The sequence below is a fragment of the Psychrobacter sp. 5A.1 genome (genome assembly GCF_030407455.1).
In the GTDB taxonomy this organism is placed as follows: Bacteria; Pseudomonadota; Gammaproteobacteria; order Pseudomonadales; family Moraxellaceae; genus Psychrobacter.
The window spans coordinates 43,230-54,704 of sequence record NZ_JASDDJ010000018.1 but is presented as its reverse complement, the minus strand read 5'-3'; the positions used below and the strand labels follow the sequence as shown (position 1 = coordinate 54,704).

At 43.5% G+C, this 11,475-nt stretch carries 7 protein-coding genes; 4 read left to right on the top strand and 3 right to left on the bottom strand.

Annotation, left to right across the window (positions count from 1 at the left end; translation table 11 throughout):
• Window positions 1-40: 40 nt before the first annotated feature.
• The 3 genes from QL982_RS05970 to QL982_RS05960 form a co-directional block, all read right to left on the bottom strand.
• On the bottom strand, window positions 41-1,132 hold the full coding sequence (locus QL982_RS05970; protein WP_290190219.1) for a glycosyl hydrolase family 28-related protein: 1,092 nt from the start codon (window positions 1,130-1,132) through the stop codon (window positions 41-43).
• 400 nt (window positions 1,133-1,532) lie between these two features.
• The gene (locus QL982_RS05965) at window positions 1,533-2,363 is read right to left on the bottom strand and encodes a carbonic anhydrase family protein (protein WP_290165875.1); all 831 of its coding nucleotides are present in this window, start codon (window positions 2,361-2,363) and stop codon (window positions 1,533-1,535) included.
• A 476-nt stretch (window positions 2,364-2,839) separates the two neighbouring features.
• Entirely contained in the window at window positions 2,840-3,586 is a 747-nt protein-coding gene (locus QL982_RS05960; RefSeq protein ID WP_290190218.1) for a hypothetical protein, read from the bottom strand.
• A 712-nt stretch (window positions 3,587-4,298) separates the two neighbouring features.
• On the opposite strand from QL982_RS05960, the gene QL982_RS05955 reads away from it, so the two are divergent.
• The 4 genes from QL982_RS05955 to QL982_RS05940 all read left to right on the top strand — a co-directional run bounded on the left by QL982_RS05955 (window position 4,299) and on the right by QL982_RS05940 (window position 11,475).
• Window positions 4,299-5,453: an MFS transporter gene (locus tag QL982_RS05955; protein ID WP_290162271.1), complete on the top strand. Its 1,155-nt coding sequence runs from the start codon at window positions 4,299-4,301 to the stop codon at window positions 5,451-5,453.
• A gap of 220 nt (window positions 5,454-5,673) precedes the next feature.
• Entirely contained in the window at window positions 5,674-7,341 is a 1,668-nt protein-coding gene (locus QL982_RS05950; RefSeq protein WP_290162252.1) for a fatty acid--CoA ligase, read from the top strand.
• 284 nt (window positions 7,342-7,625) lie between these two features.
• The gene (locus tag QL982_RS05945; RefSeq protein WP_290162250.1) at window positions 7,626-9,647 is read left to right on the top strand and encodes a propionate--CoA ligase; all 2,022 of its coding nucleotides are present in this window, start codon (window positions 7,626-7,628) and stop codon (window positions 9,645-9,647) included.
• 343 nt (window positions 9,648-9,990) lie between these two features.
• Entirely contained in the window at window positions 9,991-11,475 is a 1,485-nt protein-coding gene (locus QL982_RS05940; RefSeq protein WP_290162248.1) for a CoA-acylating methylmalonate-semialdehyde dehydrogenase, read from the top strand.

The window sequence follows — 11,475 nt, the reverse complement described above, 5'->3', positions numbered from 1 at the left end:
TGTGCTTTGTACTCAATAAAAAACTAGGTAATCCGCCACTTCAGTTTGATTTGCTTATTTCAAGTTGAGAGTGGGGTTCAATAAGTGAAATTCTAGCGCGGTCGGCGAGTAAAAAATCTTGGGTTAATGGTTGCTCTAAATATATTGTTTTTTCCTCTGGGCTTACTTCTTTCACTGTAACCATGAGTTCAAAAGGAATAAAACGAGCAATACCTGTCCATTCTGGCTCTATTGTTAAAGGAGAGAATAATTTCTTGGCTATTTTATCTGATGTAAAGCCAGCGCTATTTTCTTCACTTACCATTTGTACCAAAATAACATCACCGGCTTTTACTTTTGAGGTATCGCTGACCTTAATTCTTTTATCATGTGCTTTTGCATCTTCGATCAGTGAAACCGCGCTGCCTTTTATCTTATTTTTGCTATCTACATTAATAAGAAAAAAACGCTCAAAATGTATATTTCCCTCATGAAAGTTTTGCTGTTTTAATGTGGTTTTTCCTATACCACTGCCTCGAATAACAACGTTTGATGCAGAAAGTTCTAAAGAATGACCATTAGGCCCTGTCCAAAAGTCAAAATTTCCTTCAGGAAAAAACACAACACCGCCATTCACACTTGCTGCATCAATAGCGCTTTGTACCGCTACTCGGTCATCTTTCCCATCATTAGCAATAGCGCCATACTCAACAACATTATGAGTAACTGGGTTGGTAGGGATATCAGCATAGCCACTCTTATAACCTGCCTTAGACCAATCTAGTAATCTATGCGACTGTTGCTGTTTAAACTCTGTCCATAAAGCATGTTCTACAGGAGTCTCTACTACTGATGTTTCTACTGCTGGTGTTTCTACTACAGGAGGCTCTATTACTGGCGTTTCTACTGCTGGTGTTTCTACTACAGGAGGCTCTACTACTGGCGTTTCTACTGCTGGTGTTTCTACTACAGGAGGCTCTATTACTGGCGTTTCTACTGCTGGTGTTTCTACTATAGGAGGCTCTATTACTGATGTTTCTACTGCTGGCGTTTCTGCTACTGATTCATTTTTGGAATCCGATTGACAAGCAGCTAATCCTATCGCTAATAACCCGATAAAATATTGCTTTTTAAAAGATAATATTAAGTTCATTCTGTTTCCGTCAAGGTGATAGGGCAAAGTACACAATTTTAAACTTGATTTATATATCATATTTTTGGTGTGAAATATAGTTTTATAATTTCGAATGAGGCTTCAATCGAACTAGGCCGTGTCTGATATTCGATCATGGCACTGAATATTCTATGACTGGTGTAAATACATGCTCATATCCATCATAAGACCAAATGTGGGCTTATGATGGATATGAGCGAGGATCAAGCAAGGCACTGCCCTGTCAGGCTGATGCTAAAATCCCCTCAAACGTTGTTGCAAGCCTAGCTAAGGTCTCGATATTATCGTCGGCTTGCGCCTAGTTTGGTGAAATTTTAGCAATTAGCAGCCCTAACGGTATCTCTTTGACATTGATCTAATCATATTAATGATGGTTGGTTTAGTTGCTAAGCTGTTCTACCTTACGCGAGCCTTGTGGCTGAATAGGGCGGTTATTGCCTTCGTATAGATTAGACATAATCTTAAATTGATCGCTAGTCAGTGTTAAAGGTTGCTTACTTACATACCATTGGACTTTTTCTGAACAAGGTGGTGTTGTTAGCGAGCCGCTATAATGATAGAAAGTAGCCATGACAGGTGCTAAGGTGGATAAATCAACGTCATTGGCCGTAAATTCGTCATCATTTTGGGTGATGATTTCAGTACCGTTTAGCAATACGCGCAGCATGTCATTGGCCTCACCAATTTTCAGCATGACACCTACTACCGCAAGATTGCCTTTGCTATTGGCATGAACAAAATGAATCTCGCCTGGATAGTTCTGACTACCGAATTGATGTTCGCTTGGCGTATGGTAATGAAACTGCTTCAGTACATAGCGTTCATTGTCTAACATAATAGTGTTGTTTTCGGTCGTTGGTGTATAAACGACAGTATGGCCATTGTCATTGATTCGAATGTCAGTAGATTGAGCATAATCAATAATGGGCGAGGCTGCACTACTGGCCGTCACTTTTGTAATATTGATAGGCGATTGCTGTTTCCCTGTTTTGCAGGTACTAGCACCTTCGACGTCACCCCAATATTCAGTACCTGTACTACCTTTGTATGACCACTTAGGCTGATGGACGCTATGGCTATCTTGCGATGCCATTACAGTCGCACCAGTGTCAGAAAGCTGTTCTTTTGACGCTTGATGATGAGAGGTACAGCCAGAAAACCCGAGGGTGCTTACTGCTATGGTAGCAACCGCTAAATAGTGACGATTCATATTATAGTCCTTGATAAAGTTATAGTCCCTTAAAAATCGAATAGACACGGCATAAACCTTGTACACCATCATCATATAAAGTTTACAGTTGGTCTTATTATGTATTATTTAAGGATACTTTTGTTAATTTTTATAACAGGATTATATCTACTTAGCAACTCACGACTTTAGATCAGAAATTAATTCCTAAAAAAAGCCACCAAAATGGCAGCTTCTTTTTTAGGATATGTTCTTGTTTTCATCCATTTGAATCGTTGTCGTTTGAATTGATTACATGCCTAGGGCGTGTAATCAATTCAAACGAGTGTCCTCTAAATGGGCTAAAAACAGCTAAATTTTGCCAAACATCGTCAAATAGTTGGTCAATATCTCGATATTATCTGCACTATTTTCCTTGTTTGACGGCAATTTATCTCATTTTTATCACCATTTTTAAAATGAGGACACGGCTTAGGCTTGTTTTTAATTTTTAGAAATTAAGCATTTTCAAGCTTTGGACGCGCTTTGCGAATCGCTTTTAACAACGCTTTTTCGAACTCGCCTTCTTTAAACTGAACGAGATAAGAGTGTGCTGCACAGAAGTTTCGAACATCACGCCATTCATGTGCCAAATGGGTCGCCCAATCGCAATAATCCTTGCCAGCACTTGGCTCGTTTTTCAGAGCTTTTTTGGTCGTAGGATGCAGTATTAGCTCAGGCAATACAGCTTCTAATAACTTGGTTGGTGGACTCATAAACGTATCATCCACGTGTAAGCTTTGGCTGGCAGGATGATAGGCCAATAGAGAGCCTGCATGAATCATCTCATTGGGCGAGATATAGTAGATACCTTCTGACATTGAAAACTGAAGCTCGGGATAGCGTGCAGCGACGGCCTCACTTTCAACCAAATCATCTGCCCAATTGATCTCTGGTACTTTTTTATGATGACGGCTGCTGCCATAAAATGTCGCTTGCGGAAAGTCTTTGGCCATTTGGGCGCAATGTACCGTATGAAATGGATGTACATTCAGGACGGCTTCGACATCTTGACCATTATTGGTAAGCGCCATCACTTCCTCTCGAACATCACCTGTCAAAGCGTAACTGTCTAAAAAGATAAAGCGTCCTGATGCTAGCTTTATTAGTGAGCATTGTGTGCCGATATTTAGTACGCCACCGATACGGAATGATCCGCGTATGTTCCAAAATCCTGCGCCTAAATCATGAATGTGATCAGTCATCAATATTACTCCTTAATGGTTCGTTTTTTCTACCTACAATTATTGATTTTTAAGCGAGTAAAGTCTGTAATAAAAAAGATAGAAGCAATGTAAAAATGTAAAAATAAAAAAGACATGCTATTTACGGCGAGTTCTTTCTTGTTTGGCGGCAATTTTTCTCATTTTAAGCCCCACAATCTAAATGATGACACGTCCTAAATCGACCCGCAATTTTTAACCAAGTTTTTCTGCGATAAGCCCTAGGGCGTGTCCTCAATTCAAACGAGTGTCCTCTAAATGGGCTAAAAACAGCTAAATTTTGCCAAACATCGTCAAATAGTTGGTCAATATCTCGATATTATCTGCACTATTTTCCTCGTTTGACTGCCATTTATCTCATTTTTATCACCATTTTTAAAATGAGGACACGCCCTAGCCTAAATAAAGAATCTATCAAGTGGTAATAACACTTTTAAACCTGAGTCTATTGGTAGATGTGCTAACATGATTTTCTTGTCATTATGATGGGCATTAATCTCCTAATACTGTGCTTTTTCATTCTAAATTAAGCATAAGTATTGGTTATCCGCCTCTGTCATCCACGCCAACGACTGTGACTATTTTCGGTCATGGCATCACCAATATAGCCAGCTCCCTTGTGACTCATTCTACAGATCAAATCCAAAATATTGTGCCAACGCCACCAGTTTCTTCCAATCATTCGACTTCATGGATTTTGAAGCTCACGATTGGTCTGATAGGCATGTTTGCTTTTTTACAGGTGTATTCTATTCAGGCGGTACTGCCAGTCATGATGGTGGACTTTGCCGCGACCGAAGTGCAGGCTGGTATGATCGTTGGGGCTACTGTGTTGGCAATTGCCATCATGTCGCCGTTTTTGGGCATGCTCTCAGATGCGGTCGGGCGCAAGTCATTCATCGTTGGCGCTTTATTGTTCTTAGCCATACCGACAGCGCTGATTGCTCAAAGCTCCAGCATTGAGTGGTTGGGATTGTGGCGTTTTATGCAAGGGCTGTCTGTACCAGGTATTACGGTGGTGACGATTGCCTATATCGGTGAGGAGTTTGAAGGGCGAGCAGTGACCGAGCTGATGTCCTTCTATGTCTCAGGATCAGTATTTGGCGGCTTCATGGGTCGGTTTTTGCTGGGGCATTTACATGAGCTGATCGGTTGGCGTCATGGATATTATGTCATGACAGCGATGACATTATTAGGCGCGATATGGGTTGGCAAGATGCTACCATCGTCTCGTCATTTTGTGGCCAATCCTAATTTTCGCTCAGCGATACAGACGTTAGGGGAGCACCTGACCAATCGCTATGTCGTCACGTCTTGTCTGCTTGGTGCTTGCGTTCTGTTTTCACTCGTGGGCTGTTTTACCTTTATCAATTTACATCTGACAGGTGAGCCGTATAAGCTGACGACGGGCGCGCTTGCCAATATCTTTGCGGTGTATTTGCTGGGTGTCATCATCACACCTCTGTCTACATCGTTGCTACGCCGATTTGGCTCAGCACGTACCGTACGAGTGGCTATCGTCGTATCTATGGTTGGGGTGTTATTGACTCTGGTCACGCCATTATGGGGCGTGGTCATCGGGTTGGCCATCATGTCCTCGGGCGTATTTATCACACAGTCAGCGACCATCAGCTATATCGCGGTCAATGTGAAAAAGGGTCGCTCATTGGCATCGGGCCTATATTATATGGGCTACTATACAGGCGGTACGCTAGGCGCGTGGCTGTGTGGTATGGCGTATGCGCGCGGGCAATGGCCTCTCACGGTCGGCCTATTATTATTTGTACAGGTATTGGCATTATTGGTCGCCAGTTTTGGCATGATTAAAACCACAGTACGGGCAAAGTGATTGGCTGTCTTATGTAGTATGTGTATAGCCAGCCATCTTGTGATACTTAATGTAAGACCGCTTTACACAGCGCCGCTTTTTTCTTACTATCAATAACGATGTTATTACATTATAAAAATTAAAATGGTTAGCGTAGTAGGTTTTATGCTGCTATTAACTTGATTGTTATTATTATTGCTATTTATCCCTTATCAGTACGACAAACAAGGAAGTCAGATCTATGTCAAACATTTACCACAGTGCACCATCTGCCTACGATTATCCATTATTGGTCAAGCAGTTATTAAACCGTGCCAAAACGGTATCGCAAGACCAAGAGATTGTTTATGCGGATAAGAAGCGCCTGACTTATAAAGAACTGTTTGAGCGTATCAATCGCTTGGCCAATGTACTGGCAGGCTTGCAACTCGACGCAGGTGATGTGGTTGCCGTAATGGATTGGGACAGTCATCGCTATCTTGAGTCTTATTTTGCCGTACCAATGTCAGAGTACGTTTTACAGACTGTCAATATCCGTCTATCGCCTGAGAAAATCCTTTATACCATCAACCATGCCAAGCCTAAAGTGCTGATGCTCAATTCTGAGTTTGCGCCATTGGTTAAAGACTATCAGTTTGAAAACTCAAGTATTGAGCATATTATCTGGCTTGATGACAACGGCGTCACTGCTGAAGGTATCTTTGGTAGCAATCAAAGCCGTGTCACAGGCGAATATGAAGCGCTATTAGAAGCTGCCAATAGCGAATTTGATTTTCCGGATTTTGATGAAAACACTATTGCGACGACTTTTTATACGTCAGGCACGACAGGTGATCCAAAAGGGGTCTTCTTTAGCCATCGTCAGCTAGTGCTACATACACTAGCAGAAGCGGCAACCTTGGGTATGCTGCCTGATAAGCAAGGCGTAAGCTATGGTGATGTTTATATGCCTATGACGCCAATGTTCCATGTACATGCATGGGGTTTTCCGTTTACAGCGACCATGGTAGGTCTAAAGCAAGTCTATCCAGGTCGCTATGCGCCTGATACGTTGATGGACTTAATTGTCAATGAAAAGGTCAGTATCACCCATTGTGTACCAACAATTTTGCAAATGGTACTCAAAGAAGCACAAGATCGCGATGTCAGTTTTAATGGGCTAAAAATGATTATTGGTGGTTCAAGGTTGACTGAAGGTCTGGCAAAAACGGCCATGGCCCAAGGTATTGAGGTTTATACAGGCTATGGCATGTCAGAGACGGCTCCACTTATTAGCTTAACGGGTTTTAGTCTTGATGAGCCTGAAATGACCGAAGAAGAAGACATTGCTCGTCGCTGCATGACAGGTAAGCCGGTGCTCATGGTCGATGCTCAGGTATGGGGTGAAGGCAATAAGTCAGTGAAAGGACAGGATAATACAGGAGAGTTGGTATTACGCGCACCTTGGCTGACCCAAAGTTACCTCAAAAACGACGACGCTGGCAAGGAGCTGTGGGAAAACGGCTATATGCACACCCAAGATATCGCGTACATACGTCCTGATGGCTATATCAAAATCACCGATCGATTAAAAGACGTGATTAAATCAGGGGGTGAGTGGATATCGTCGCTGGAAATTGAGACGATTTTATCGTTACATCCGTCAGTGGCTGATGTGTCAGTGATTGGCGTACGTGATAAGCAATGGGGCGAGCGTCCATTGGCTTTGGTGGTATTAAAGCCTGATGCTAAGGATACCAGTGCTGATGATATCAAAGCGATTGCAGAACAAGCGGTAGAGCGCGGTATCATTCCTAAATATGGCGTCCCAAGCCAGTTTAAGTTCGTTGATGAGCTGCCAAAAACCTCCGTTGGTAAACATGACAAAAAAGTCATGCGTGAGATGTATGCCAATCAAACTGAGATTTAGTATTAGGGGCTGTTCAACCGACCCTAGTTAGATGTTCAAATATTTGTATTCGGCAAAATGTAGTGCGTATCACACGCTTAATAGTTGACCTTTATGATAGGCTCTGCTACATTTTAAACCGATACATATTGTATCAGTTTTTAATTCTGGCAAGGATGACCAGTATTTTTTAAGACATGATTTTTTATATTCGAAGCAAACTATAGCTGAATACCCTACTTGCTAAGTGCTTTAACGATAAAATATCATTGCCTCATTTCTCGTTTATGCTAAGGACAGCTACTATGAGCGACCATTCCCAATCCCCAGTTTCTACCCAAATAACAGACACGCCAAACTTCGCTGATATTTATCACGAGTCTATTACGGATCGAGAGCAGTTTTGGGCTGAGCAGGCGAAGCGTATATATTGGCATAAAGAGCCTGAGCAAATTCTAGATGACAGTAATCTGCCTTTTGCCAGATGGTTTGTCGGTGGTGAGACCAACCTTTGTTACAACTGTGTCGATCGTCATCTGGCAGACCGTGCAGAGCAAGATGCTTTTGTGTGGGTGTCATCAGAGATTAATCAAGAATTGATAGAAACCTTTCCAGCGGTCGTTGATTCGTTTAAAGATTTGGGCAATAACGTCGAGTTTTATACAGACTATACCAAGCGTCGCCTGACTTATAATGACTTGTATAAAGAAGTTAATTACTTTGCCGATGTGCTACAGCGTCACGGTATTGGCAAGGGTGACCGTGTCATTATCTATATGCCGATGATATTGGAAGCGGCTTATGCCATGCTGGCTTGTGCGCGTATTGGTGCTGTCCATTCAGTCGTGTTTGGTGGATTTGCTGCCCATAACTTGGCTATCCGTATGGATGATGCCGAAGCGAAAATGGTCATTACGGTAGATGCAGGGCTACGCGGCGGTAAGGTCGTCAATTATAAAAACCTAGTCAACCAAGGCGTCGAACAAGCGACTGTCAAGCCAGAGCATGTGCTGGTGGTCAATCGCGGTATATTGCCATTCGAAACCAAAGCGATCGATGTTGATTATGCGACCGAGCGTCGTCATAGTTGTGAGGCCAATGCAGTCGTAGATCCAGTTTGGCTTGAGTCAAACACCCCGTCTTATCTGCTTTATACTTCTGGTACTACTGGCACACCAAAAGGGGTGCAGCGGGATACAGGCGGTCATGCAGTTGCGCTGACGACGTCAATGGATTATGTCTATGATGGCAAGGCGGGCGAGACGTTTTGGGCAATATCTGACATTGGTTGGGCCGTTGGGCACTCTTATACAATCTATGCGCCGTTACTGGCGGGTATGACCAGTATCATGTATGAGGGCTTACCGCATATGCCAAACCCTGGCATCTGGTGGCGCATCGTTGAGGCCAACAAAGTCAATATTTTGTTCACTGCACCCACAGGCGTGCGTATGCTCAAAAAGCAAGACGAAAGCTGGATGACGCGCTACGATGTCTCTAGTGTTAAGTCGTTCTTTTTGGCAGGCGAGCCGCTTGATGAGTCAACGGCCAATTGGTTAACCCAACATCTAGGCGTACCGATTTTAGATCATTATTGGCAGACAGAATCTGGTTGGCCAATCCTCAGCCATACGCCAAAGTTCAATCATAAGCCTCACAAGCAGGGGTCACCTGGTTACCCGATGTATGGCTATGAAGCGCACGTCATCAATGAGGAAACAGGCGATCCTTGTCAAGCTGGCGAAAAAGGGTTGCTTGCAATTAAAGCACCACTACCGCCTGGCTGTCTCACTACGGTATGGCGTAATGACGAGCGCTTTATCAGTAGTTATTTTGGCTTGTTTGATGGTCAGCAGTACTCAACCTCAGACTATGCAGTAACAGATGAAGAAGGGTATTTCTACATCTTAGGGCGTACCGATGATGTGATTAACGTCGCAGGACATCGAATAGGCACGCAAGAGATTGAGGAGGCCATCAGTACACATCCAGAGATGGCAGAGTGTGCCGTGGTGGGCATTCAAGACGAGCTAAAAGGCGAGCTACCTATTGCCTTCTGCGTCCTAAAGGATCAAACAAAAATCGAAACCACTGAAAACCGTTTTCGTATTGAGCAGCAAGTGATAGGCGCAGTCGTCAAATCTTTGGGCGGCATCGCGCGACCAGCCGCTATTTACTTCCCTCAGGCACTGCCCAAGACACGCTCTGGTAAAATCTTACGTCGCTCAATTCGTGCTCTGGCAGAAAACCAACCGACAGGAGATATGTCAACGCTTGATAACCCAACCGCTATCGATGCGATCAAGCAGGCAATGAAAGATTATTGATTGGTAGAAATCAACGTCGTATAAACCAGTGATTTTATTCATCAGGTATGAAAGTCAGGTTAACTTTAAAAAGCTCATGAGTAATCATGGGCTTTTTTGTGTTTGTTATTTAAACCATTTTTATAGAAACACGTGCTATTAAAATAAACTTAGATAAAATTTCGATAAAGCGCTTGACCGCAAAATTGATTTATTGTTATAGTCAATAACGATACAAAATAAATCATTTTAAAATTCAATTTTTTATGAATGTTTTATAGACAAACCCTCATCGCTTTTACTTTTCTAATAAATATCTAGGTGCCGTCACACGGTAGTCTCGCAAAAAAGATAAGGATATCTTATGCACCACGTTCAACAGCTTATCAATGGTCAGTTCGTACAATCAAACACCGACGAATGGATTGATATCACTGATCCAGCGACGCAAGAAGTCATTGCCAAAGTTCCGCAAACCACCAATGATGAGATTAATCAAGCAGTCGCAGCTGCACAGACTGCGTTTGAGACATGGCGCAAAACGCCAATTACCACGCGTGCGCGTATCTTTTTAAAGTACCAGTCTCTGATTCGTGATCATATGGATGAGCTGGCAGAAATCTTGACCGCAGAGCAAGGCAAGACGATTGCTGATGCGCGTGGTGATGTGTTCCGTGGCCTAGAAGTGGTCGAACATGCCGCTGGTATTGCCAATCTGCAAATCGGTGACTTTGTAGAAAACGTCGCGTCAGGTGTCGATACTTATAGTATTTGGCAGCCACTCGGCGTTTGCGCTGGTATCACACCATTTAACTTCCCAGCGATGATTCCGCTATGGATGTTCCCAATGGCAATTGCCACGGGCAACACATTCATCCTAAAACCGTCTGAACAAGATCCGATGGTGACGATGCGTTTGGTAGAGCTAGCGATTGAAGCAGGCGTACCAGAAGGCGTTCTTAACGTGGTACACGGTGGCAAAGCAACCGTCGATGCTATCTGCGACCATCCAGATATCAAAGCGGTTTCTTTCGTCGGTTCTACCAACGTTGGTAAACACGTCTATGAGCGTGCAAGTAAGTCAGGTAAGCGTGCTCAGTGTATGATGGGTGCCAAAAATCATGGCGTTATCCTGCCTGATGCTAATAAAGAACAGACGCTTAATCAGCTAGCAGGCGCAGCATTTGGCGCCGCTGGTCAGCGCTGTATGGCACTGTCGGTCGTCGTACTAGTAGGCGCAGCTGGCGAATGGATTGATGAGATTAAAGCCAAAGCAGAAAGCTTGGTCGTATCAGCAGGTAAAAATGACAAGGATTTGGGACCACTGATTTCTCCTGCCGCAAAAGCCCGTGTCGAGCATTTGATTGGTACTGGGGTAGAAGAGGGTGCGAGTTTAATTTTGGATGGTCGCGGTATTACTGTTGAAGGGTATGAGAAAGGTAACTTTGTCGGCCCGACTATCTTTGATAATGTCACAAGCGACATGCAAATTTACCAACAAGAAATTTTTGGGCCAGTATTGTGTATCATGCGTGCTAACAGCTTGGACGAAGCGATTGAGATGCTCAATGCCAATCCACATGGCAATGGCACGGCGATATTTACCCAGTCAGGCGCAGCCGCACACAAATTCCAGCAAGACATTCAAGTTGGTCAAATCGGTATTAACTTGCCAATCCCTGTGCCACTACCTATGTTCTCATTCTCAGGTTCACGTGGCAGCAAGCTTGGTGACCTAGGTCCTTATGGCAAGCAAGCCGTCCAGTTCTATACTCAGACAAAGACAGTGACCGCACGTTGGTTTGATGATGAAGCAAGCCGCGGTGTCAATACAACGATTTCAATTTAA

Bases quoted from the DNA above. Each gene is read 5' to 3' on its own strand.
- QL982_RS05965 (WP_290165875.1), bottom strand. From the start codon at position 2,363: ATGAATCGTCACTATTTAGCGGTTGCTACCATAGCAGTAAGCACCCTC.
- QL982_RS05945 (WP_290162250.1), top strand. From the start codon at position 7,626: ATGAGCGACCATTCCCAATCCCCAGTTTCTACCCAAATAACAGACACG.
- QL982_RS05960 (WP_290190218.1), bottom strand. From the start codon at position 3,586: ATGACTGATCACATTCATGATTTAGGCGCAGGATTTTGGAACATACGC.
- QL982_RS05970 (WP_290190219.1), bottom strand. From the start codon at position 1,132: ATGAACTTAATATTATCTTTTAAAAAGCAATATTTTATCGGGTTATTA.
- QL982_RS05940 (WP_290162248.1), top strand. From the start codon at position 9,991: ATGCACCACGTTCAACAGCTTATCAATGGTCAGTTCGTACAATCAAAC.
- QL982_RS05950 (WP_290162252.1), top strand. From the start codon at position 5,674: ATGTCAAACATTTACCACAGTGCACCATCTGCCTACGATTATCCATTA.